This is a genomic window from Bacillus sp. AL-1R (assembly GCF_052180195.1).
GTDB lineage: Bacteria > Bacillota > Bacilli > Bacillales > Bacillaceae_G > Gottfriedia.
This window is the reverse complement of the sequence record NZ_CP197469.1, coordinates 2,005,340-2,030,435: the sequence shown is the minus strand read 5'-3', so window position 1 is coordinate 2,030,435 and position 25,096 is coordinate 2,005,340. Positions and strand designations below refer to the sequence as shown.

The 25,096-nt window shown below is 33.7% G+C and carries 21 protein-coding genes, 1 pseudogene and 1 other annotated feature; of the genes and pseudogenes, 1 reads left to right on the top strand and 21 read right to left on the bottom strand.

Annotation, left to right across the window (positions count from 1 at the left end; translation table 11 throughout):
- Positions 1-103 precede the first annotated feature (103 nt).
- The 7 genes from argD to ACSBO6_RS09555 form a co-directional block, all read right to left on the bottom strand.
- A complete protein-coding gene (gene argD, locus ACSBO6_RS09585) occupies positions 104-1,267 on the bottom strand; it encodes an acetylornithine transaminase (RefSeq protein ID WP_498844548.1) in 1,164 nt (387 codons plus the stop codon).
- Positions 1,260-2,030 carry an acetylglutamate kinase gene (gene argB / locus ACSBO6_RS09580; protein WP_498844547.1) on the bottom strand — a complete coding sequence of 257 codons (771 nt, stop codon included), beginning with the start codon at positions 2,028-2,030 and terminating at the stop codon, positions 1,260-1,262. Before argB ends, argD begins: the two co-directional genes overlap by 8 nt.
- Before the next feature lie 14 nt (positions 2,031-2,044).
- Positions 2,045-3,268, bottom strand: coding sequence for a bifunctional ornithine acetyltransferase/N-acetylglutamate synthase (gene argJ, locus ACSBO6_RS09575; RefSeq protein WP_498844546.1), 1,224 nt, complete (start codon positions 3,266-3,268; stop codon positions 2,045-2,047).
- 13 nt (positions 3,269-3,281) lie between these two features.
- Entirely contained in the window at positions 3,282-4,313 is a 1,032-nt protein-coding gene (gene argC / locus ACSBO6_RS09570) for an N-acetyl-gamma-glutamyl-phosphate reductase (protein WP_098845090.1), read from the bottom strand.
- Positions 4,314-4,490: 177 nt separating this feature from the next.
- A complete protein-coding gene (locus ACSBO6_RS09565) occupies positions 4,491-5,711 on the bottom strand; it encodes a phospholipase D-like domain-containing protein (protein ID WP_286138477.1) in 1,221 nt (406 codons plus the stop codon).
- A 164-nt stretch (positions 5,712-5,875) separates the two neighbouring features.
- Positions 5,876-6,454, bottom strand: a complete 579-nt coding sequence (locus ACSBO6_RS09560; RefSeq protein WP_286138475.1) for a TetR/AcrR family transcriptional regulator — start codon at positions 6,452-6,454, stop codon at positions 5,876-5,878.
- A gap of 29 nt (positions 6,455-6,483) precedes the next feature.
- A complete protein-coding gene (locus ACSBO6_RS09555; RefSeq protein ID WP_098848191.1) occupies positions 6,484-7,515 on the bottom strand; it encodes an alpha/beta fold hydrolase in 1,032 nt (343 codons plus the stop codon).
- A 396-nt stretch (positions 7,516-7,911) separates the two neighbouring features.
- Between ACSBO6_RS09555 and ACSBO6_RS09550 the strand changes: the two genes are divergently transcribed.
- Complete coding sequence (locus tag ACSBO6_RS09550) at positions 7,912-8,754, top strand: hypothetical protein (protein WP_098848190.1); 843 nt, start codon at positions 7,912-7,914, stop codon at positions 8,752-8,754.
- Positions 8,755-8,847: 93 nt separating this feature from the next.
- On the opposite strand, the gene ACSBO6_RS09545 is transcribed toward ACSBO6_RS09550, so the two are convergent.
- From ACSBO6_RS09545 to ilvD, 14 genes and pseudogenes are all read right to left on the bottom strand, one after another.
- Entirely contained in the window at positions 8,848-9,273 is a 426-nt protein-coding gene (locus tag ACSBO6_RS09545; protein ID WP_098848189.1) for an SRPBCC family protein, read from the bottom strand.
- A 446-nt stretch (positions 9,274-9,719) separates the two neighbouring features.
- Complete coding sequence (locus tag ACSBO6_RS09540) at positions 9,720-10,490, bottom strand: 3-hydroxyacyl-CoA dehydrogenase (protein ID WP_098848188.1); 771 nt, start codon at positions 10,488-10,490, stop codon at positions 9,720-9,722.
- A 31-nt stretch (positions 10,491-10,521) separates the two neighbouring features.
- On the bottom strand, positions 10,522-11,673 hold the full coding sequence (locus tag ACSBO6_RS09535) for a thiolase family protein (RefSeq protein ID WP_498844545.1): 1,152 nt from the start codon (positions 11,671-11,673) through the stop codon (positions 10,522-10,524).
- 31 nt (positions 11,674-11,704) lie between these two features.
- Positions 11,705-12,853, bottom strand: coding sequence for an acyl-CoA dehydrogenase family protein (locus tag ACSBO6_RS09530; protein WP_180233011.1), 1,149 nt, complete (start codon positions 12,851-12,853; stop codon positions 11,705-11,707).
- A 187-nt stretch (positions 12,854-13,040) separates the two neighbouring features.
- Positions 13,041-14,045, bottom strand: a complete 1,005-nt coding sequence (locus ACSBO6_RS09525; protein WP_498844544.1) for a zinc-dependent alcohol dehydrogenase family protein — start codon at positions 14,043-14,045, stop codon at positions 13,041-13,043.
- Between the two features lie 562 nt (positions 14,046-14,607).
- Positions 14,608-15,456, bottom strand: a complete 849-nt coding sequence (locus ACSBO6_RS09520) for a DegV family protein (protein WP_498844543.1) — start codon at positions 15,454-15,456, stop codon at positions 14,608-14,610.
- Positions 15,457-15,662: 206 nt separating this feature from the next.
- Positions 15,663-16,238, bottom strand: a complete 576-nt coding sequence (leuD, locus tag ACSBO6_RS09515; protein WP_098848184.1) for a 3-isopropylmalate dehydratase small subunit — start codon at positions 16,236-16,238, stop codon at positions 15,663-15,665.
- A complete protein-coding gene (leuC, locus tag ACSBO6_RS09510; protein ID WP_098848183.1) occupies positions 16,216-17,610 on the bottom strand; it encodes a 3-isopropylmalate dehydratase large subunit in 1,395 nt (464 codons plus the stop codon). Before leuC ends, leuD begins: the two co-directional genes overlap by 23 nt.
- Entirely contained in the window at positions 17,607-18,674 is a 1,068-nt protein-coding gene (gene leuB, locus ACSBO6_RS09505; protein ID WP_098848182.1) for a 3-isopropylmalate dehydrogenase, read from the bottom strand. The genes leuC and leuB overlap by 4 nt, the downstream gene beginning before the upstream one ends.
- 41 nt (positions 18,675-18,715) lie before the next feature.
- Positions 18,716-19,837: pseudogene (locus ACSBO6_RS09500) on the bottom strand (2-isopropylmalate synthase); the annotation flags it as partial.
- Positions 19,838-19,840: 3 nt separating this feature from the next.
- Positions 19,841-20,851, bottom strand: coding sequence for a ketol-acid reductoisomerase (gene ilvC, locus ACSBO6_RS09495; RefSeq protein ID WP_098848180.1), 1,011 nt, complete (start codon positions 20,849-20,851; stop codon positions 19,841-19,843).
- Between the two features lie 39 nt (positions 20,852-20,890).
- Entirely contained in the window at positions 20,891-21,406 is a 516-nt protein-coding gene (gene ilvN, locus ACSBO6_RS09490) for an acetolactate synthase small subunit (RefSeq protein WP_498844542.1), read from the bottom strand.
- On the bottom strand, positions 21,406-23,094 hold the full coding sequence (gene ilvB / locus ACSBO6_RS09485; protein ID WP_286138480.1) for an acetolactate synthase large subunit: 1,689 nt from the start codon (positions 23,092-23,094) through the stop codon (positions 21,406-21,408). Before ilvB ends, ilvN begins: the two co-directional genes overlap by 1 nt.
- 99 nt (positions 23,095-23,193) lie before the next feature.
- Positions 23,194-23,430: a binding site (T-box leader), on the bottom strand.
- The gene (ilvD, locus tag ACSBO6_RS09480) at positions 23,429-25,096 is read right to left on the bottom strand and encodes a dihydroxy-acid dehydratase (protein ID WP_498844541.1); all 1,668 of its coding nucleotides are present in this window, start codon (positions 25,094-25,096) and stop codon (positions 23,429-23,431) included. Its footprint overlaps the feature before it by 2 nt.

Below are 25,096 nucleotides of genomic sequence, written 5' to 3'. Positions count from 1 at the left end.
AACTTTCAATCTATTTTTACAAATCAAGGAGAAAGACCTAAATAATAAAAAGGCATCATGGTATAGGTCCCATGAATGCCCTCTAGTCAAAAAATACTATTCATCATTTTACTTGAGTATCTAAAAAATAAGAAGAAAGTACTTGTTTCATAATTTGGATTGCTTCGTCTATTTCTCCGTATGATAAGTTGATCGGCGGTAATAATCTTAATACATTAGGGCCTGCAGTTCCAACGATTAAACCATTCTTTAGCAATTGCTCTACTAGTTGATCCACAGATTGATTTAGCTCGACACCAATCATTAATCCTTTACCGCGTATTTCTATTATTTGTGGAAACTCATCTTTTATATCAGCTAATTTATCAACTAAATACTGACCTTTCTCTTTTACACTATTTAAAAATGGCAAATCATTAATTAGATTGATTGTTTCGAAAGCAGCCGCCATTGCTAAATAATTTCCACCAAATGTTGAACCATGCGCACCTAAGGAGAATGTTTTTGCTAAATTGTTCTTACCAAGCATTGCCCCAACTGGAAAACCATTCCCTAGTCCTTTTGCTAGCGTAATAATATCTGGATCTAGTGGAGTTTGTTCATAGGCAAACATTGTTCCTGTTCTGCCCACTCCGGTTTGTACTTCATCAACAATGAGTAATAATTCATGTTCTTTACAAAGAGCTTGAACCCCTTCAAAAAAATCATTAGTACCAACTATTACACCACCTTCACCTTGGATGACTTCCAAAATAATTGCTCCAGTATTTTCATTGATTTCATTTTGTAATGCATTTAAATCATTATAAGGTACATATGTAAAACCACTTAACATTTCGCCATATCCTTCATGAATCTTTGACTGACCTGTAGCAGCCATTGATCCAAAGGTACGGCCATGAAAACTTTGTTTAAAACTGATTATATGAGATTTTCCTGAATGTTTTCTTGCTAATTTTATAGCTGCCTCATTTGCTTCTGTACCACTATTACAGAAAAATACTAATCCATCCTTAAAGCTTTTTACTAATGCTTTCGCTAGGTCTTCTTGTTTTTTAATTGTAAATAAATTTGATACGTGCCAAATCGATTCAACTTGTTCTTTTAATGCATTTACAACTTTTGGATGACAATGACCTAAATTACAAACAGCAATTCCACTTAAAAAATCTAGGTACTTGTTATTTTCGTCATCATATAGGTAAGTACCTTTACCAGTTTGAAAATTAATTAATTTTTTATTATAAGTTGGAAATAAATTACTCACTTAACACAACTCCTTTTGTAAATACTGTACCGTCGATCGTCCCATTTTCATTTAAGAAACTCTCACCTACAATAGCAACTGAATTTACTACATTTAATGCATTTAAGGCACTAGTAACTTTCGGAATCATTCCACCATAAATTGTTCTTTCATCGATTAATTTATTTACCTCAGTAGGCGTAATCTTTTCAATTAATTTTTGTTCTACATCTAAAACACCTTTTGTATTTGTGATAAATAAGAGTAATTCAGCATTCATTGCCTTGGCAATACTTTTTGCTGCTTCATCTGCATTAATATTATATTTTTGGCCAATTTTATCTACTCCAACAGGTGAAATAACTGGTACATATTCATTGTTAAGTAGTAAATTTAATAGATTCGTATTTACATCCTCAATTTCACCAACCCAACCTAATTTGCCCTTATTAAAAAGTGAAGCTTCAAGTAATAGATTGTCACAGCCTGATAGACCAATTGCTTTAAGATTATATTGATTACAAATAATCGTTAAATCTTTATTGATTTTTCCGTTTAGCACATACTCTACAATTTCTAAAACTTCAGATGAAGTCTTACGAATGCCGTCTTCCATTTCTACTGGAATTGAAAACTTTAATAATAAGTTATTGATCAATGGTCCCCCACCATGAACAATGATGACTTTTTTACCACTCATTTTTAATTGGTTTATATTTTCAAAGAATGTATTTGATAAGTTATCGATTAAACTACCACCAAGTTTAATAACTACTGTTTCCACTGTTTAATTCCCCCTTATGTGCGATAGCTTGCATTTATTTTCACATAATCATAAGTTAAATCGCAGCCCCATGCAGTACCAAGTGCATCTCCATCGTGTAAATGAACATCGATATAAATCATTTCATTTTTCAAAGCAATTTTAGCCTCTTCTTCATTAAACTCAACCGGTTTACTACCAAATAAAACTGTTACACCATTAATAGAAATATCGATTTGATTATATTTACTTTCGACCCCGCTATATCCAATGGCACCAATAATTCTTCCCCAGTTAGCGTCTTCGCCATATACAGCTGTTTTTACTAAATTTGATCCAACGATTGTTTTAGCAATTTGATTTGCATTTTTTTGACTAGAAGCTCCGTTTACGTTTACTTCAATTAACTTAGTTGCCCCTTCACCGTCTCTAGCAATCTTTTTTGCTAAGTCTTCACAAACTAATTGAAACGCGGCTACAAAATTAGCCCAATCTGGATGAGCTTCTGTTAATTCCTCATGTTCAATTGCTCCATTTGCCATCACTAAAACCATATCATTTGTTGAAGTATCTCCATCAACTGTAATTTGGTTAAATGTTTGATCTGTTACTTCCTTTAATAAAGTTTGTAACTGAGTAGAACTAATCGTTGCATCAGTTGTCACAAAACCAAGCATAGTTGCCATATTTGGATGAATCATTCCTGAACCTTTAGCAGAGCCTGCAATCGTTACGATTTTTCCGTCAATCAATACTTCATAACAAGTCGTTTTTATAACTGTATCTGTCGTTAAGATTGCATGCCCAAAATCTTCCCCATCTTCCAACTTATTACCGAGAGTTAACTTGTCAATGCCGCTCTTTAAACGATTCATTTTTAAATATTCACCGATTACACCAGTCGAAGCGATTGCGACTAAATGTTCTGGTAGATTAAGGTGCTCCGCACACCATGCTCTCATTAAATAGGCATCGTCTTCTCCTTTTTTACCTGTACATGCATTTGCACAACCACTATTTACTAAAACTGCTTGAAGCTGATTACTATATGCAATGCTTTTTTTGGTAACCGCAATTGGTGCGGCTGGAAATAAATTTAATGTATAAACTGCCGCAACTGATGCTGGCTTCTCGGAATAAATTAATCCTAAATCTTTACGTTTATAACGTAGTCCGGCATGAACGCCACTTGCGTAAAAACCATTTGGTGATGTAATTGTTCCATTTATTTTTTTTATATTCTTTTCTTTAGTTATCAACTTTTATCTCTCCTTATGGAAATATTGGTGTAAATTGCAAACCTGTTTCTTCAGGCAAACCTAACATTAAATTCATATTTTGAATTGCCTGCCCAGCGGCGCCTTTAACAAGATTATCAATGACAGAAACGATTGTAATTCGATTTGTACGATCGTCATAAGTAGCGTATATATCACAGAAATTTGAACCATAAACATCTTTTGTACAAGGTATGTTATCTCTTACTCTCACAAAATAGGAATCTTCATAACTTTGATTATAGATTTCTTTTAATTCTTCGTTACTAATTTCACGTGTTGAAGTAACATAAATTGTTGACAAAATCCCTCTAGTCATAGGTACTAAATGTGGTGTAAATGTTATAAAATCCTGGGTTGAATCAATTGATCCTATAAATTGTTCAATTTCAGGAATATGTTGATGTTCAGTCATTTTATAGGCTGTTAAATTTTCGTTCCGATTCATAAATTGAGTCGTTTGATTAGCTGTTTTTCCAGCTCCAGAAATTCCTGATTTAGCATCTACTATAATTGAATTTTTCTCGACAATTCCTGCTTTTAATAAGGGAGCAACCCCTAGTAGTGTTGCTGTTGGATAACATCCCGGATTAGCTATATTATTCGATTGATTGATTGCTTCTCGATTAAGTTCAGATAGTCCGTACGTAAATTGATTCGTTTTTGAAAAACAAGGATGTGTATGTTTATACCATTTTTCGTATGTTTCTTCTTTTTTTAATCGAAAATCTCCAGATAAATCAATCAATTTTGTTTTCGAAAAATCGATTTCTCCAATTAATTCACTACTAATTCCATGTGGTGTAGCAAAAAATAAAATATCATTTTCTATAACAGATTTATTTTTATTCCACTTTTTTATTGGACCACTTGTATTAGTAGCTAAATGTGGATAATACGTAGACAAATCTTCTGTATAATCTGATGTTGAATAAAAATTCATCCCGCTTATTTCTGGATGCATTGATAGTAATCTAATCAGTTCAAGTCCACCATATCCGGTTGCCCCCATAATACCAACTTTCATTTTAATATCCCCTTTAATAAAATTATATTCTTCATTATAGTTATGAATAATTATAAAATCAATTGTATTTTTATAAATAATTGAAAATAAAAAAAGATTAACCAATTTTCTTGATTAATCTTTCATATTTTTTTATTGTATTCTTTAAATAAAAATAAAGTACAACTAGTTTTGATCCTACAAATAAAACTCAAATACTTTCGCTATTTTTTCTTTTATTTTTTCTTTAAATGGTAAATTTTTAATATAAGTAGGTGTAATTTCAATAGAATAGTTAAGTGCATCCTCTAATTTTGGTTCTACTTGTTTGATAAATTGTTGATCATATATATAACAATTTAATTCATCCGTTAAATGAAATGACCTAGAATCAAAATTTGTTGTGCCAATCATTAGTACTTGATTATCAATTTTAATTACTTTACCGTGGAAAATACCTTTTTTAAACCCATAAACTTTCATGTTATTTTTCCAAGCTTTCTTTATATATGGCAATGCTGCTTGTTCTACTAAAAGGGCGTCTGACTTATGAGAATAGAGGATCTTTACTTCAATTCCTCTATTAGCTGCATCTACTAATGAATCCCAAATTACTTTATTATTTGGTATAAAGTAAGGGGAATAAATTGTGATAGAGCGTTTTGCTTGTTTAAACAATTTACGATATTCTTGCTCAATCCCTATTTTAGTATAAGAAACAAATTGATGCTGGCTTCTCCCCTTTTTTTTACTGATTTCCATTTGAGTAATTTTTTGGTCTGAATTTTTTCTCCAATCATGTACAAATTGTTTTTCTAAGCCTTCTACACCGCTACCTTCTAATCTAAGTTGAACATCATCCCACGGTATTAATCCTTTTTTTTCATCAATATACTTTTTACCTATATTAAATCCACCAATATAGCCAATTTCTCCATCAATAATCGTCATCCTACGATGATTTCTGTGATTTATTGATGCAAAAAAATAGGATAATTGCGGTTTATTAAAATAGGTAAAATGTACTCCATGATCAATTAAAGATTTTCTTTCTTTCCGTTCTAATAAAATTCCACCAAGACGATCAACTGCATAATAAACTGGAATTCCTTCATCACTTTTCTTTTTCAAAATATCTAAAAATTCATGTGAAACACGATCATTAGATACTGAAAAAAAGTAAATATGCACTTCTTTTTTTGCATTTCTAATATCATGAAATAATTGATTATTTAACTTAGCTCCACTCATAAAAACCGACAAATCACTATATCCCATCGGATATGTTATAGGCTTTTTGGCAAAAATATTCTCTTTTTGAGCTTTCTCCATTTCAATCTCATTTAAAGCAAATAATATGACCAAGAGTGAAAATAGAAGTACTAAAGTTTTAAATATGAATTTAAATATTTTTTTCATAGATTCCTCTTACTAGGTTCGGCATAAGAGTATTTTTTGAATAAATTACTTAAATATTCATTGCGGAAATGTTAAATTATGATTTTTGGACGAAAAAAAGGATGTCTAATTAGACATCCTTTAAGAACTCTTATTACTGAGAATTTTATTTCAATCACTACCATTTAAGCCTTTAACAATTTCATCAAAAAATCAGAAGAAGGTAAACCAAATTTATTATCAACAAGATCTTGAATGGTTAAACTATTTATCACATTGAAATACCATACTAATATTTTGCGTGGATCTTCATTTATTAATTCACCATTTTCTTGTCCTTTTATAAAAATTGGTATTAGTAAATCAATTAAATAATCAGGTGAATATTTTGATAATAATTCAGTCACTTTTTCTGGTACTTCAGTATTTTTCCTCGCTTGTTCGATAATCATAAATGCATATTTATGATCTTCGTCTAACATTTTTTCAGTTAATAATTTTAATAGTTGGTAAGGTGTTCCTTGGAAAAACTGCAATGAACTTAGCTCACTTTGAGACTCAATCATTAGGCTTTCAATAATTTGAAAAAACAATTCTGCCTTTGATTGAAAATGGCGAAAAATTAACCCTTCACTAACATTTGCTTCATTTGCAATTACACTTGTTTTCGTATTTTTATAACCATTCAATGCAAAAATTTTCAATGCAGATTGTTTTATTAGCACCTTTCGATCAGTTTGTTGATTATCATCTTTTGGTAACAACTTACTCACTCCAATTTATAAATTCCTACTTAATTATTAATTGCTAAAGGTCTTACTCTATTTACCAATTCTTCTAAAAACTGCTCAGGTCTAGCAAAGCAAGCTAAATGTCCAGCGTTATTTATATAAATAAACTCTTTTAAAGGTGCTTCGATTTCTTGCAAAAATCGTTCTGCATTTTTAGTAGGGGTAATAATATCATTGTCTCCTTGAAAAATAAAGAAAGGAATTGAAAATGCTGTTCCTAACCGCCCATAATCAAAATTCATTAGTTCATTAAACAATTGTTCCCCTGAAAATTTCATCCCTTTAAAAATATCGAATAAATCGTTCATATTATGTTGTGGTGATGAAAGCATTGCAGGTAAAATAAGGTCCATTACCATATTAGGAACATTTTTTATAGATTTTACTAATAGCTGATTTCTTTTGTCATAATCTTTTTGTGTCCATTTTGTTTGATCTGGCCCTATTTCTTTAAATTTCTTTAGTCCCCTCTTATCTCTTGCATCAGACAAAGCATCAATGCCCAATTGATATGCAATATTTTCATAATCCAAACAATTTTGATCGGTCCCTACATACGCAAAATAGAGATTTGGTCTTTCCTTAATCATTAATGTAGCGATAAGACTACCGACAGAACTTCCAACCAAAATAATTTTTTCTTTCTCAAGTTCATTCGAAATAAGATGACTTAATTCAATTCCATCTTCTGCCAACTGTTGTAATGTAATTTTACCACAGCCTTCTTTACCATTTCTTTTAAAAGTTTTTCCTGCACCTCGCTGATCCCATTGAACAATAGTAAAATGCCTTTCCCAAGGACGTATTATAGAACTAAAAATCGAATAAGTTGAGGCAGGACCACCATGAATCAATAAAAGAACAGGGTTTCTTCTATCTTCCCCACGAATCGTTATCCATTGATCAATTCCCCCAATCGATACATACTTTTCTTCATTTATCATATATTCAGTATTAATTTCTAACCTTTTTTCATTTTTCCTTTGAATAAATTTACGAAAAAGGAAATCGGATAAAATATTAGATTTTGTCATTTTGAGTTTTTTCCTTTCTGCTATCTCTTATTAAGTGAGTTACTCACTTATGATAAGTTATGCATCTTAGTCTGTCAATTCTACTTGGAGAACATCAATTTTACATTTAATCCATGCCTACCTTAACATATTTATTTGTTAGCTCAATTATGTTTGATAATTCGCCTTAACTGATATTTTATTCTAAAAAGAACTATAAAGTTGATCAAGTTTTACAGGAAGCATTCGGTTAGTTCAAAAAGAAATTATTTATTAAGAAGTATCTAGTGAAGTATGAGTAAAACCTTTAAAAAAACGAAAACATTTATATTTCCAAATTTTTATTAGCTATTTTTTCTAAAAAATTACACAAAATAGATGTTATTAATTACTAAACATCGGAGTTGATTTTTAGCTGTGAAAAAATTATTTTTTATAGTCAGCCTGTCCCTATCATTTATTTGCTTTGCAGATTTTACTTACGCTTCGTCAAACGAGCCAGTACTAACCCCGATTAGCTTTCAAATAGAAATTCAAGATTGGGAAGCTGTTAACAAAATAATCCCAAAATACTCGTTGTTCACTGTAATCGATGTGGAAACTGGTAAGAGCTTTAATGTACAAAGAAGAGCTGGGAGTAGGCATGCAGATGTTCAGCCACTAACAAGAGAAGATACAAGAATCATGAAGGAGATATACGATGGGAACTGGAGTTGGAGAAGAAGGGCTGTATTAATTTTAGCTGATGAAAACCTAATCCCTGCTTCCATGCACGGAATGCCACATGGAGCTGGTTCACTTCCAAATGGTTTTTGTGGACATTTTTGCATTCATTTTATGGGAAGTACAACACATCGGACAGGTAAAGCAGACTTATCACATCATGTGATGATCCTTAAAGCTGCTGGTAAGCTTGATGAATATATGAATAACTTACCACCTTCCCAACTGTTGAATGTATTTTTCGTTACGATTAAAAACCAAGATAAAGGCTTGGTTAAAAAAATTGCCATAAGTAATCATAAAAATATGAAAAAAAATCTTAAGAAAATAAAAAATATAGAAGCGATTCAGTGGACTTTGCCCAAAACAATGGATTCAGACCCATCTGTTTTAGAAACTAAAATCCCAGTAGAGGTTAATCTTTTTATAAAAAATAGAGGGCGGTTAAGGTCCACACTTTCTTTTACTATGGTTAGAACTTCACCTATCTCTCCTTGGAAAGTGAATATCGACCCTTTGTTTTCAAGCATTAACTAAATTAAGACAATTAAAAGGGCTACAAAAGTAGCCCTTTTATGCATTTGTATACCTATTTGTGCTTTTATCAATTACTAAAATCTGTAGATCTACTTATTTAATTGTTTGTTCAGTATATTTTTTAAAATTGTCTAGAATTGCTTGCCATCCTTGTTGTTGAAGCTCAACAGGATTAGTTGTTTCAGGGTCAAATGTTTCAATTACTTCTGTTTCGTTTTCATTTCCACTAAATGTTATCTTAACCTTTCTACCATCACCTAGTGTATATGCTATAACTTCATATTTTTTTACTTCATCATAAATCCCGCCAAAGTCGAAACCAAAACTACCATCTTTTGCTTCCATTCTTGAACGGAATTCCCCACCTACACGTAAGTCATTTTCTGCAATTGGTGTGTGCCAATCATCTGAAGCAAAGTTCCATTTTTTAATATGTTCAGATTCTGTCCAAAATTCCCATACTTTTTCAATTGGTGCGTTAATCGTCGCTTTTACAGTTACCTTATTCGTTGTTTCCATTTTAATACCGCCTCTCTTGAACCCAAAATATATTAAAAGTACATTATACTGTATTGCCAAAATAGATTTAATTTATTTAATAAAATCGATCATTTAATGGGTAAAATATAAAAGATTTATTAGAGAAATGAAAAGAAAGGATGAATTGAAGATGGAGAATTTAAAAAATAAATCCTCAAAAAATAGCAATAATTGTCCAAATTGTAATTCAGACGTTTCCATTAATGACGAGAATTCAAATATTAGTAACGAAATTCAAGAACATTATTTATATGAGTGCCCAAATTGTGGAAAACCTGACCTTTTTTATAATAAAAAGTAAGGATAAAAGATTCTTATGAGTCGTTTTTCTATCATAACTTCATAAAATCGCATTGATTTAATTAAGTAGTTTATTCTAAAAAGCAGGAGAATAAGTTACGCTCCTCCTGCCTTTCATCTACCTTTTATTTTGGTTGCATACGAATTGCACCGTCTAAACGGATGACCTCACCATTTAACATTGGATTTTCAACAATGCTTTTCGCTAAGTGTGCGTATTCAGATGGTTTACCAAGACGTGATGGGAATGGTACCATATTACCTAATGATTCTCTAGCTTTTTCTGGTAATACATCAAACATTGGCGTTTCAAATATTCCAGGAGCAATACTCATGACTCTGATGCCGTATCTTGATAAATCCCTAGCAATTGGTAATGTCATTCCTGCTACTGCACTTTTGGATGCACCGTAAGCTGCTTGCCCCATTTGGCCATCAAACGCTGCTACAGAAGCGGTGTTAATAATAACGCCTCTTTCACCAAATTCATTTGGTTCATTGTTAATCATTTGTTCGGCTGCTAAACGAATAACGTTAAACGTACCAACTAAGTTTACATTAATGATTTTTTGGAAAGATTCTAATGAATGAATTCCATCTCTTTTAATTACTTTTTCAGCTAAAACGATCCCCGCACAGTTTACCACTGTATTGAATGAACCGAATTTCGTTAAAACATTACGAATTGAATTTTTTACGCTCTCCTCTGAAGATACATCTGTTTTTTCAAAACAAACATTTTCTTCACCTAATTCAGAAATCAAGCTTGCAGCTCTTTCTTCATTTAGATCGAAAATAGCAGCTTTCCCACCATTTTCTACAATCATTCTAACTGTACCTGCACCTAAACCTGATGCTCCACCTGTAACGATTGCTATACTATCACGAATATTCATTTTTTTAAATCCCCCAGTTTGTTGTTGGTTATTAATTTAATCTCTCAATAATTGTCGCATTTGCCATACCATGGCCTTCGCAGATCGCTTGTAATCCAAAACGTCCGCCTGTTTTCTCTAAAGCATTGCATAAAGTGACCATAACTCTTGCACCACTAGCACCAAGTGGGTGACCTAATGCGATCGCTCCACCGAATATATTTAACTTTTCAAATGGTACATTTAATTCTTTTTGCCATGCTAAAGGAACAGTAGCAAATGCTTCATTTATTTCAAACAAATCGATTTGATCGATTGTTAAACCACATTTATGTAGTACTTTTTGAGTTGCTTGAATTGGACCTGTTAACATTAATTGAGGGTCAGATCCTACTACTGTTCTCCCAATAATTCGAAACTTTGGTTTAAAACCTAATTGATGTGCTTTTTCTTTACTCATTAAAAGTAATCCTGCAGCACCATCACTAATTTGACTGGCATTTCCAGCAGTAACTGAACCAGTTTCAGTAAATGCTGGTTTTAAAGTGGATAATTTCTCAATCGAAGAGTTTTCTCTCGGTCCTTCATCTTTCGAAACTTGAACTTGTTCACCGTCTTGATTCGTAACAGAAACTGCAACAATTTCGTCTTCAAAATAACCTTGTTTCATTGCTTTTAATGCTTTTTGATGGCTATTATAAGCAAATTCATCTTGTTGGCTTCGACTGATATTCCACTTTTCATTTATGCGTTCTGCTGAAATTCCTTGGTTAAAATCACCATACATATTCGTTAGTTTTTCATTCCATTTTGATCCTTTTAAATTCGAGAACATTGGTACACGTGTCATACTTTCAACACCAGCAGCAATGACAATGTCCATATCCCCACTTAAAATGGCTTGTGATGCAAAATGGACAGATTGTTGACTTGATCCGCATTGTCGGTCAATTGTAACACCAGGCACTTCTATTGGTAGACCTGCTAATAAAGCGGCAACTCTACCAATATCACCAGCCTGTTCACCAATTTGAGTAACACAGCCCATAATCACATCATCTATTTCTTTTGGATCAAATTCATTTCGACTTACTAATTCCTTTAGTACAATTGCAGCTAAGTCATCAGGTCTTGTTTCGCTAAAGCTGCCGCCTCTTTTACCGATAGGTGTTCTTAAAGCATCAACAATAACTACTTCTCTCATAAACTTGATCCTCCAATTTTAAAATCTTAGATTAATTTAATCCCATTTGTTTTGCAATAATTGTCTTCATGATTTCATTTGTACCTGCGTAAATTGACATGATTTGAATATCTCTGAAACGTCTAGCAATCTCGTATTCTTCCATATATCCATATCCACCATGCAATTGAAGACACTCTGAGGCTACTTTTTTACCTAAATCTGTAATCCACCATTTTGCCATCGATACTTGCTTAACAACATTTTCGCCTTCCATATGCTTATAAATTAAATCCTCAATGAAAGTACGGCCAATTTCGATTTCAGTAGCTAATTCTACAAGTTTAAATTGAGTGTTTTGGAAGCCTGCTATTGATTTTCCGAATGCTTTTCTATTTTTCACATACTCAGTAGTCACTTTCAGCATTTCTTCAGCTGAAACTAATGCTTCTAGGGCAACTACTAATCTTTCTTGCTGTAATTTTTCCATTAAGTAATAGAAGCCTTTTCCTTCTTCACCTAATAAATTCTTTACAGGTACTTTAGCATCTTGGAAAATTAATTCAGCCGTATCTTGGCTATGAAGTCCTACTTTATTCAATTTCTTTCCTCTAGAAAACCCAACTGTATCTTTTTCTACAACAAGTAAGCTTATTCCTTTATGAGCAGGTCGAATTGTTGTATCAGTTTTAACTGCAATGATGATTAAGTCTGAATGAATACCATTCGTAATAAACGTTTTCTCACCATTAACGATGTAGTAATCTCCATCTTTAACCGCAGTTGTTTTAATATTTGCTAAATCTGATCCAGCACCTGGTTCAGTCATAGCAACTGCACTAATATATTCACCTGAAATACATTTAGGCAACCATTCCATTTTCTGCTCTTCATTTGCATAAGCAGTCAAATAAGGAACTACAATATCATTGTGTAATGCTACGCCAACTAAACTTGAACCAACTTTCTCAAGCTCCTCTATAATAATGACCGAATAGCCAAAATCTACACCTAATCCACCATATTTTTCGTCAACATAAGGACACAAAAATCCTTCATTACCTAATTTATCCCAGAATTCCCTAGGGATCATTTTATTTTGTTCCCACTCTTCATAAAATGGTACAGCTTCTTTTTGTAAAAACTTTCTAAGAGCCGTGCGGAAGATTTCATGTTCTCTAGTTAAGTATGAATGTTTCATAATAAGCCCCCCCAAAATAATTAATCACTTCGATAAAACGCTTACAATACTCAAAATACTAAATTTTTTAAATATTACATTTGTAATAATCATATGATGTTAATTGTAATTTATCAAGGTGTAAAAAAAAAAGAACTGAGCTATTCAGTTCTTTTGAATGAAGCCAAACTTCAAAAAACAAGACAAATTAACCTATTTTGATTGTAATTTTGCCAAAATTAGTTCCTTCACCCATATGTTGTAATGCGCTAATGACATCCAAGAATTCATATGATTGATCTAGTATTGGTTTAATTTTATGTTCTTCAAAAAATGCTAACATTTGTTCAAACTCTCTTGGACTTCCCATCGTTGTCCCTCTAATGTCCATATTTTTAAAGAATACTTTTGGCAAAACAGTTTGAGGAACTGGTCCATTTGTCGCACCAAATGATACGATTCTTCCACCTTGAGCTGTCAAATCAATTAATCGATTAAATGATTCCCCACCAACTCCATCAATTGTAAGATTTACAAATCCAAATTCTTTACGAAGTTTTTTATACCAATCTTTTTCTCGGTAATTAAAACCAGCAGTCGCTCCCATTTCAATTGCTTTTTCAATTTTTTCATTGCTACTAGACGTAACTAGTACTTTTGACCCGAACGCTACAGCAATTTGCAATGCATATAATGCTACCCCACTACCGATACCTGGAATTAATACTGTATCATTCTTTTGTAATTGACCACGTGTCATTAACGCTCTATATGCAGTAAGTGCAGCTAATGGAATTGCTGCAGCCTCTTCCCATGACAAATACTCAGGCTTTTTATAAACATTTTCAACTGGTATTTTAATAAATTCAGCAAATGTACCATTAGATGGCATTCCTAGTACAGTGAATTCATCAGAATTGATATCGTCACGGTCGCCCCAGTTTAAACTTGGGTTCATGATTACTTCATCACCTACAGAAAAACCTTGTACCTCTTCTCCAATAGCCTCAACCACTCCAGCACCGTCTGATCCCAAAATTGCATCTAATTTCATCCCTGGATACATACCATGAGTTATAAAAAAATCACGTCGGTTTAAGGAAGCTGCTTTTAATTTAATGACTACTTCATTCGGTAAAACAGCACCGATCTCAACATTTTCCAATTTTAATGACTCTGGCCCTTTTGTGTCCCTTAAAATAAAAGCTTTCAACACCACCACTCCTATTCATTATTTCTATTTAATATGTAAGTAATTGATCTTTGCTCAAATTTATTTTACCAAAAAAAGTTAATTGGTGTTTACTAAAATGTTTAATTGTATTTTTTGTTTTAGTATGAAGTTGGTTTTGATTTTTATGATAGATAGATTAGAAGCATAAGAAAGTAGGATAGAAAAATAGATTTTGGTATTAGGTTTCGAACTAAACTCTATCAAAATTCCTTAATGAGAGTCGCTTTTCAACCCGCTTCTTACTTATTGAAATAACGGTAACTTAGACTTCTATCTTACTAAAATTAATTTCCACAGGAATAATCTATCTGATTATAAATAACTAGAATTTAATAGTTAATTAAGACAAATTCCTTACTATTTTTACACTTATTTTTGTCAAAAACTGTTTTACCATCCATAAACACGTCTATTTTTAGTCAACAACAATGTGTTCTCATTTCCTATTAAACTACCATTTTATTATATTTATATATTTTTTATTTAAAAGTTTTACGGAACAAAAAAACTCTCACCACTATGAGAGTCGAAATGAACTTTCTTATTTAGCTAGAAAAAAGATTCCTATTGCACTAGGGCCTGTGTGGACGCCGACTGCTGAACCAACTGAGTTTTCTATTATCTGATCATTACCAATTAGATCCTTTAATTGTTCAATAAATTGTTCTGTATTTTCATCTTTTACTCCATATACAACTCCAACATTTCTACTAAGTTCATCTTTTCGACTCTTTATTAGTTCTAACATTCGATTCAATGCTTTTTTTCGACCTCGTACTTTTTCAAGTGGTTTAAATTTCCCTTCGTTTACTTCCATTATCGGATTTATATTTAGCATACCACCTAAAAATCCACCAAACTTACCGACACGACCGCCTCGTATTAAATATTGAAGATCTTCTAACGTAAAAATATGTTGGATTTTATTAATATTTTGATTTAATCGTATCATTAAATTTTCAAATGGTTCATTTTTATTTACACCTTCTATTAGCTCCATAACTAATACACCAATTCCAAGTGAAACTGATCTAGTATCAATGATATGAATTGAGGCATGTGGGTTGTTTTCTAAAATATCTAGTTTTACTAATTGTGCAAAATTATACGTACCAGATAAGTCACCAGAACAAGTAAGATAGACACAATTTTGTTCTGCACTACACGAGACCAAAGTTTGATAAATTGCATCGTAAGAAGGTAAAGAAGAAGTAAAGTTTTCTCCATTTTTCATTCTTTGCATTAACTCATTTGATTGTAAGTTAACCCCATCTAGATACTCTTTTTCTAACTGGTCATAGACTCTTAATGGAATGACAGAAATATCGTTTTTTTTCAATAGTTCTAACGGAAGATCAGAAGAGCTATCTACAATTATTTTTAGGTTCAATTTTATCACCTCTCTCTAGTTTAATAATGTATTTTTAATCTTATTAAATAATAATCAAAATATTCAAATATTTTATTCATTTAAGTTAATTTAATCGACAAATATAAAATGGAGCACCTATAACTATTTATGCTAATCGTCATGCTTGCAACAAAAAAGAAGTATCTCATAAGTAAGCTAACTTATAAGACACTTCTTTTTTTTAGTTATGCGTGTAATTTTTCATATTTTTCAATTTCATTTTCATATTTCATCGTAATCGCAATATCATCTAAACCATTCATTAGTTTTTCTTTCCAAACAGGATCGATTGAGAATTCAAAGTCCCCAAATATGGTTTTTACGACTTGTTTTTCCAAATCTACTTCAATTTCTTGATTCCCACTTAATGTAGATAATTTTGTGCGAATCTCATCATTTAATACAATTGGAAGCATGCCATTTTTTATACAGTTATTATAGAAAATATCTGCGAAGCTGCCAGCAATTATAATTGTAAATCCATAATCATTTAACGCCCAAGGTGCGTGTTCTCTAGATGAACCACAACCAAAATTATTTCCACTTACTAGGATTGAAGCATTTTTTCGATCTTCATTATTTAATGAAAAAGATTGATTAGGTGAGCGATCATCATGATATCGCCATTCATCGAATAAAAATTCTCCAAAGCCAGTTCGTTCGATTCGTTTTAAATATTGTTTTGGAATAATTTGGTCTGTGTCGATATTATCTAACATAATTGATACGGTTGTGCCTTTATGCGTACGTAACGGTTTCATTTGCTTGCTCCTTTCGAATATCAATAAAATGACCATGTACTGCAGCAGCCGCTGCCATTACTGGACTTACTAAATGTGTTCTTGCTCCTTTTCCTTGTCTTCCTTCAAAGTTTCGGTTTGAAGTAGATGCACAATGTTCTCCAGCTGGTACTTGGTCTGGATTCATTGCCAGACACATCGAACAACCAGCTTCCCTCCATTCAAATCCTGCTTCGATAAAGACTTTATGTAGTCCTTTTGCCATCGCTGCATTTCGAACCTTTTTTGACCCAGGAACAACTAATGCACGTACATCCGATTTAACTTTCTTTCCTTTAAGATAATTTGCCGCTTCCTCTAAATCTGACAATCTAGAATTAGTACAAGAACCGATGAAAACATGCTGAACTGGAATCTCTTTAGGTGTGATTTCCGGCTTTAGTCCCATATATTCATAAGCTCGTTCGTAGTTCTCATCCTTGGCTTTTGGAAGGGCTTCATCAATTCTTACGCCCATTCCAGGATTTGTTCCCCAAGTTACATAAGGTGCAAGGGTTGCTACATCCACTTCGATTGTTTTATCAAATGTCGCTCCCTCTTCTGTATATAATTTCTTCCATTCTACTAATTTTTCATCATATGAGTTAACTGTATATTTCCGACCTTTTAAATACTCGAACGTTTTTTGATCAGGAGCAACTAATCCAGCTTTTGCTCCTCCCTCAATTGCCATATTACATAAAGTCATACGCTCTTCCATTGACATATTTGTAATTGCTTCACCATAAAACTCAATGACATATCCAGTTCCCATTGAAACACCATAAGTTGCTAGTAAATGAAGAATGATATCTTTAGCATATACACCTTTTGGAAGTTTACCATCAAGTTTCACACCCATTGATTTCGGCTTAACTTGCCATAAAGTTTGAGTTGCTAAAACATGTTCAACTTCACTTGTTCCAATTCCAAATGCTAAAGCACCAAATGCACCGTGAGTAGATGTATGACTATCTCCACAAACAATTGTTTTTCCCGGCTGAGTTAACCCTAGTTCTGGTCCAATTACGTGGACAATGCCTTGGTCCTCATCTGTAATATCTGCTAAAGGAATATTGAACTCCTGACAATTATTTCTTAACGTATCCATTTGTTGTTTAGCAATTAAGTCCGTAATCACTAATTGATTTTTTGTTGGTACATTATGATCCATTGTCGCAAAAGTTAATTCTGGTCTTCTTACTTTACGATTAGATAATCTCAATCCTTCGAAAGCTTGCGGAGAAGTTACCTCATGGACTAAGTGTAGATCGATATACAAAAGTTGTGGTTTACCTTCTTCACCAGTTACAACATGATTTTGCCAAAGTTTATCAAACAATGTTTGCTTCATCGAACCGTACCTCCTACTGTTTGAAATTGTAATTCTTTTACAACTTGTTCTGTAAATTCACTCGTTGAATTTTTTCCACCTAGGTCACCAGTTAAATAGCCATTATTTATTGCATTTACAATCGCGTTTTCAATCGAGTTTGCTTCATCAACTAAGTTAAAATCTCGAAGCATCATCGCCACTGATCTTAATATTGCAATTGGATTTGCCTTATTTTGTCCAGCGATATCTGGTGCTGAACCGTGAATTGGTTCATATAATGATGGGCCTTTGCCAGATCTACTTGCAGAAGGGAGCATTCCTAAAGAACCAGTAATCATCGAAGCTTCATCGCTTAAAATATCCCCAAATAAATTTTCAGTAACGATTACATCAAATCTTCTAGGGTTTCGAATTAACTCCATCGCAGCTGCATCAACAAGAATATGTTCAACTTCTACTTCTGGATAATTTGAACTTAATTCATTTACTATTTTTCGCCAAAGTTTACTAGATTCTAATACATTTGCTTTATCAACTGATGTAAGTTTACCTTTTCTAGTTTTTGCTAACTCAAATCCATACTTTACAATGCGTTCTATTTCTTCTCTAGTATAGGAAAGAGTATCCGTTGCTTCATTTTCATTATGGAAACGAGGTTCGGAAAAATAGATTCCTCCTGTTAATTCTCGAACGACGACAAAGCTTACATTTCTTACTTGCTCAGATTTTAAAGGTGAATGATTGACAAGTTCATCGTAAACATCGACTGGTCGGATATTTGCGTATAAATTAAGTGATTTTCTTAATCTTAATAAGCCACTTTCTGGTCGTTCAACACCTTGATCCCATTTTGGTCCACCTACTGCTGCCAATAATACGGCATCTGAATTTAAACAATTATCTAATGTTTCTTTCGGTAATGAAGTGCCTGTTTCATCGATCGCGTGACCTCCGAATAAATTTGTTGAAAAAGTAAAATCATGTTGATAAGATTGTGCAATCTGTTCTAAAACCTGTACAGCTGAACTCATAATTTCAGGTCCGATTCCGTCTCCTGGAAGACATGCGATCTTTAATTTCATTTTAGAACCTCCTTTTTGCTCCATTTACTAATAATGTTTAATAAATCTGCATCTGTAATTTCTTTCTTAGAATCAGTCAAAGTTTTAAATTGAATAAACGCTTTGTTAATAATTTCAGTTGAAAAGTTGAATCCAAGTTCTTTTAATTTGTCAGTAAAAGCATGTCGCCCTGAATGTTTCCCTAATACTAATGAATTTGTAGAAAGCCCAATTAATGATGGGGGTATAATTTCATATGTTGTTGGCTCTTTTAGTACACCATCTTGATGAATACCTGATTCATGAGCAAAAGCATTTGTACCAACAATTGCTTTATTCTTCTGGACAACCATACCTGTAAGACGACTAACAAGTTTACTTGTCTTAGTAATTTCTTGTAATCGTAAATTAGTATTTTTCCGGTAAACATCTTCCCTAATATGTAGTGCAACAGCTATTTCTTCTAGGGCTGCATTTCCTGCTCTTTCCCCAATTCCATTTACAGTACATTCAACTTGAGTTGCTCCAGCCTGTATAGCAGCTAAAGAATTCGCTACTGCCATCCCTAGGTCATCATGACAGTGACAAGAAAAAATAGCTTTATGATAAGACGGTACATTTTCTTGTAAATATTTAAATAGATCGAAATATTCTGAAGGACTTGTGTAACCAACAGTATCTGGAATATTAATCACATCCGCACCAGCTTTAATGGCGGTCTCTGCGAATTCGGCAAGGAATGCTCGATCCGTACGACATGCATCCTCAGCTGATATTTGGACTTTTGGAAAAAAGGATTTTGCAAGCTGGACACAATGTTTAGCAGTTTCTAAAACTTCTAATCTAGTCATGTTTAATTTATATTTCATATGAATGTCACTTGTAGCTAGAAATATATGAAGTCTCGGTTCAGCAGCATTTTTTAATGCATCCCATGCTGTTTTAATATCTGAATCTTTTGCTCTAGAAAGGCTAGAGACGGAGACAGAACGAATCTGTCTCGCAATCTCTTGAACTCCTAAAAAGTCACCTTCTGAGGAAGCAGCAAAACCAGCCTCAATGATATCAACACCTAAAGCTTCTAGTTGTTTTGCAATTTCGAGCTTTTCTAATCGATTTAAATTAACCCCAGGAGATTGTTCGCCATCACGTAATGTTGTATCAAGAAACTGAATTTTACTCATTTTTTACTTCACCTCGACCTTTTCTTTTCTTTGGATAAATGGCATCATTGCACGTAGTTTTTCTCCAACCTCTTCTAGCTGATGTTGTTTTTCACTTTCATTAATTTCATTAAATACTGGACGACCATTTTTATTTTCGTTGATCCAGCCTTTAGCAAACGTTCCATCTTGAATTTCTGCTAAAATATCTTTCATCGCTAATTTTGATTCATTTGCAACTACTCTAGGACCGGATACGAAATCACCCCATTGAGCTGTATCAGAAATTGAGTATCTCATATAGCTCATACCGCCTTCGTACATTAAATCAACAATTAGCTTCAACTCATGTAAACACTCAAAGTATGCTACTTCTGGCTGATAACCTGCTTCTACTAATGTTTCAAATCCTGATTTTACTAAAGAAGTTACACCACCACATAATACCGCTTGTTCTCCGAATAGATCTGTTTCAGTTTCCTCTTTAAATGATGTTTCAAGAACACCCGCTCTAGTAGCACCAATTCCATCAGCGTAAGAAAGTGCTACATTTTTTGCTTCACCTGTTACATCTTGATAAACAGCAAATAATGCTGGAACCGCTGCACCATCGACAAAAGTACGTCGAACAAGATGTCCTGGACCTTTTGGAGCTACTAAAAATACATCAACATTAGCAGGAGGAACAATTTGGTTAAAATGAACATTAAATCCGTGTGCAAACGCAAGCGCATTACCACTTTCTAGATACGGTTCAATTTCATTTTTATATACAGTTGGTTGATGCTCATCTGGTAATAAAATCATTACGACATCTGCTGCTTTAGAAGCCTCTGCAACCGTCGTTACTTGTAGTCCGTCTTTTGCTGCAGCATCCCATGATTTACCAGGACGACAACCAACAACTACTTTATGACCATTATCATGTAAATTTAATGCATGTGCGTGACCTTGTGATCCATAACCAATTACTGCAATCGTTTTCCCTACTAATACATTTTCCTTCACATCTGTACCATAATATACTTTAGCCATTTTCAAATTCCTCCAATTTTTTTAGTTTTATATTTTTATTTAATAAGAGAGTAGCTTTTGAGCATGCTCCTTATGTTTAGTGGATCTAGTAAATGCGGTTACACCTGTTCGAGCTATTTCTTTTAGTTCGAAAGGTCTTAATAATTCAATCAAAGCCTCTACCTTATCAGGAGTACCAGTTACTTGAACGACAATCTGATCACGACTTACATCAATAACCGAGGCTCTAAATGGTTCAATTAGACTATAAATTTCATTTCTTGTCGTTGCATTTGTACTTACCTTTATTAAGGCTAGTTCTCTAGCAATAACTGACTCTTCTGTTATATCTGCTACTTTTATCACATCAATTTGCTTATGAAGTTGTTTAATTAATTGTTCAACCTGTTGTAAATCCTCTACATGTACGACAAACGTAATTCTTGAAATATGATTTTGTTCAGTATGTCCTACAGAAATACTTTCGATATTAAAACGTCTTCTTGAAATCACTCCTGTAATTCGGTTAAGTACGCCACTGTTATTTAGTACAGTTGATGTAATGACTCGCTTCATTATTTCACCCCTTCCATTTGATGTATTCCTTTACCAGGAGGAACCATTGGCGTAACGATTTCAGCTTGATGAACTCGACAATCAATTAAAACTGGTCCGTCAAATTCAATTGCTTCTCTTAATTGACTTTCAACTAAATTTGGATCGGATATTGTAATCCCTTTAATACCGTAAGCTTCAGCAAGTTTCGTGAAACTAGGCTGGCAGTCTAATAGAGAACTAGAGAAGCGGTCATTATAAAATGCGGATTGCCACTGTCTTACCATTCCTAATGCTGCGTTATTTAAAATTAAAATTTTAACTTGTAAATTATGTTCTTTGATCATGCTCAATTCCTGCAATGTCATTTGGAATCCGGCATCACCTACGATGGCGACAACTAATTCATCAGGCTTTGCAAATTGTGCACCAATAGCAGCAGGTAATCCAAATCCCATCGTTCCAAGTCCACCTGATGTAATCCATTTATGTGGCTCGTCAAAAGGATAATACTGTGCCGCCCACATTTGATGTTGACCTACATCTGTGGAAATCGTCGCTTTCCCTTTTGTAATCGAATGGAGTATAGTTAAGACAGTTTGTGGTTTAATGACTTCTCTACTCGGTTCATACTGCAGTGGAAACGACTCTTTACGACTTTTAAGTAGTTCTAACCATTCACTATGATTTTGTTTATCTACTTTTTGTTTTAATAGAACTTTTAGAACTTCTTTAGCACATCCAACGATTGGAATATTTGTCGGAATAACTTTGTTAATTTCGGCAGGATCTATATCGATATGTGCTACAATCGCATTTTTAGCAAAGTGTGCTAAATTACCCGTCAGCCTATCATCAAATCTTGCTCCAATGTTAATTAGTAAATCACTTTCATACATTGCCATATTTGCTGTATAAGTTCCGTGCATACCACCCATTCCAAGGAATAATTCCTCATTTGCTGGAAAACCACCTAGTCCTAATAGCGTATTGACAACTGGGATATTGTACTTTTTGATAAATTCGGTAAACTCATCAGCTGCTTTTGCATGTAATATACCTGCGCCAGCTAGAACGACTGGTTTTTTAGCTTTTTCAATCGCTTCTATTAATTTTGTTATTTGAATATAATTTGGTTCATAAGTCGGTTGATAACCCGGTAATTGAACTTCTACTTCGTCTTTTTTCACTCCTTTTTCAACCATCATATTTTTTGGTAGATCAATAACGACTGGACCTGGGCGGCCTGTTGAAGCAATATGGAATGCTTCTTTTACGATTTGTGGGACATCTTCAACATTACGCACTTGGTAGTTATGTTTTGTTACTGGCATTGTAATTCCAATCACATCTGCTTCTTGAAAGGCATCCGTTCCGATTACATTTGTAGCAACCTGACCAGTGAAAACAACTAGTGGTAATGAATCCATCATTGCATCTGCTAAACCAGTGACTACATTTGTTGCACCTGGTCCACTTGTTGCAATGACAACTCCTGGACGACCAGTCACTCGTGCATATCCTTCTGCAGCGTGGATCGCCCCTTGTTCATGTCTTGCAAGTATGTGAGGGATATCAGCATCATAAAGTGCATCATATAATGGTAATACTGCCCCTCCAGGGTAACCAAAAATCATTTCAACATTTTCATTTTTCAAAGCATCAATTAGTAAATTTGCACCTGACAATTCTTTTGACAGAGTTCTCATCGAATGATGACTCATTTCTACTTTTCCCTCCATTTTCGGATAAGATTTACCCATTTATTCGCAATAAAAAAAGCCATAACTCCACACTTCAGCAGATGCTGAAGGGGCGAAAGACTTTTCGCGGTACCACCCTTCTTCTTAGGTTAATAACCTAACTTTGGGATTTTGGCTAACCAAAATCTGGTTATAACGTGACCAACGTTCAAGCCTACATTACAAATTAATTCAGCTTGACACTCAAGAGTGAGTTTCATTAATCAAGGTCATCGGTTCACACCAGCCACCGACTCTCTGAAGATCCTTTTCATAACTACTTTTCTCTTTCAATGCTTTTTCATATTTTTAATATTCCGCCTGTATTAGCAGATGTTACTAACTTGGCATATCTTGCTAAATAACCCGTTTTAACTTTTGGTTCATGTAATATATTTGTATTTTTACGAAATTCTAATGTTTCGTTTGATACTGATAATGTGATACTTCTTGATAAAAGATCGATGATGATTTCATCGCCGTCTTCAATATATGCAATTGGTCCACCTTCAGCCGCTTCTGGAGAAATATGTCCGATAGCAATTCCTCTTGTAGCACCCGAAAAACGACCATCTGTAATTAACGCAACTTTTGTTCCTAAACCTCTTCCGACAATTGAAGAAGTTGGTGCTAGCATTTCAGGCATTCCAGGCCCACCTTTTGGACCCTCATATCGAATGACAACGACATGCCCTTCTTTAACGAGACCTTTGTCAATTGCTTCAACCGCTTCATCATGTGAGTCAAAACAAATTGCTTCACCAATAAATGTTTGGATTGAAGGATCAACAGCACCTACTTTAATAACTGCTCCGTCTGGGGCTAAATTCCCATGTAAGATTGATAATCCGCCTGTATGTGAATAAGGATTTTCTTTTTTACGAATCACTTCACTATTGGAGATTGTAGCTTCTTGCACATTCTCGAATAAAGTTTTTCCCGTAATTGTAATGCGGTCACTATTAATGGCTCCAGGAATAGTAGTTAGCTCTTTAATTATTGCTGGTACACCACCTGCTAAATGAACATCATGCATTGAATAGTGTGAGGCGGGACTAATTTTAGATAAATAAGGTACTCTTCTAGCTACATCATTTATATCTTTTAAGTCGTAATCAACTCCTGCTTCATTTGCGATAGCCATTAAGTGTAAAACAGTATTTGTAGATCCACCCATTGCCATATCTAGTGCAAATGCATCATCAATTGCCTCTTTTGTAATAATGTCCCTTGGCTTTATATCATTTTCAATACAATCCATTAGATGAATTGCTGCATCACGGATTAATTGATGTCTCTCTTTACTAGTTGCAAGTATAGTCCCGTTATACGGTAGTGCTACACCAAGCATTTCCATAATGCAATTCATTGAATTTGCTGTGAACATCCCAGAACATGATCCACATGTAGGACATGCTGACTTTTCAATATCGAGTAATTCTTCTACACTCATTTTTCCTGATTTAAAAGCACCTACACCTTCAAATACTGAAACAAGAGATAGAGCCTTTCCATCTTTAGATAGACCTCCTGCCATTGGCCCACCTGATACAAAAACTGCTGGTACATTTGTACGAACAGCTGCCATTAGCATTCCAGGTGTGATTTTATCGCAGTTTGGCATATAAAATACGCCATCAAACCAATGTGCATTAATAACAGTTTCGGCTGCATCGGCAATGATTTCCCTACTTGGTAAAGAGTACCTCATTCCGATATGTCCCATTGCAATTCCATCATCGACACCAATCGTATTAAACTCAAATGGAACTCCACCAGCATCTCGAATTGCTTGTTTTACAACATCAGCCATTTCCCTTAAATGAATATGACCTGGAACAATATCAATATATGAATTACAAATCGCTATAAATGGTTTATTAAAATCTTCCTCTTTAACACCTGCCGCTAATAATAAGCTCCGATGTGGCGCTCGGTCGATTCCTTTTTTGATCATGTCACTTCGCAC

What these genes read in the sequence shown, in the direction of transcription:
- argC (WP_098845090.1), bottom strand. Translation starts at nt 4,313, where the DNA reads ATGAAAGTTGGTATTATGGGGGCAACCGGATATGGTGGACTTGAACTG.
- ACSBO6_RS09565 (WP_286138477.1), bottom strand. Translation starts at nt 5,711, where the DNA reads ATGAAAAAAATATTTAAATTCATATTTAAAACTTTAGTACTTCTATTT.
- ACSBO6_RS09555 (WP_098848191.1), bottom strand. Translation starts at nt 7,515, where the DNA reads ATGACAAAATCTAATATTTTATCCGATTTCCTTTTTCGTAAATTTATT.
- ACSBO6_RS09545 (WP_098848189.1), bottom strand. Translation starts at nt 9,273, where the DNA reads ATGGAAACAACGAATAAGGTAACTGTAAAAGCGACGATTAACGCACCA.
- ACSBO6_RS09540 (WP_098848188.1), bottom strand. Translation starts at nt 10,490, where the DNA reads ATGAATATTCGTGATAGTATAGCAATCGTTACAGGTGGAGCATCAGGT.
- ACSBO6_RS09535 (WP_498844545.1), bottom strand. Translation starts at nt 11,673, where the DNA reads ATGAGAGAAGTAGTTATTGTTGATGCTTTAAGAACACCTATCGGTAAA.
- ACSBO6_RS09530 (WP_180233011.1), bottom strand. Translation starts at nt 12,853, where the DNA reads ATGAAACATTCATACTTAACTAGAGAACATGAAATCTTCCGCACGGCT.
- leuD (WP_098848184.1), bottom strand. Translation starts at nt 16,238, where the DNA reads ATGAAACCGTTACGTACGCATAAAGGCACAACCGTATCAATTATGTTA.
- leuC (WP_098848183.1), bottom strand. Translation starts at nt 17,610, where the DNA reads ATGAAGCAAACATTGTTTGATAAACTTTGGCAAAATCATGTTGTAACT.
- leuB (WP_098848182.1), bottom strand. Translation starts at nt 18,674, where the DNA reads ATGAAATTAAAGATCGCATGTCTTCCAGGAGACGGAATCGGACCTGAA.
- ilvC (WP_098848180.1), bottom strand. Translation starts at nt 20,851, where the DNA reads ATGGCTAAAGTATATTATGGTACAGATGTGAAGGAAAATGTATTAGTA.
- ilvN (WP_498844542.1), bottom strand. Translation starts at nt 21,406, where the DNA reads ATGAAGCGAGTCATTACATCAACTGTACTAAATAACAGTGGCGTACTT.
- ilvB (WP_286138480.1), bottom strand. Translation starts at nt 23,094, where the DNA reads ATGAGAACTCTGTCAAAAGAATTGTCAGGTGCAAATTTACTAATTGAT.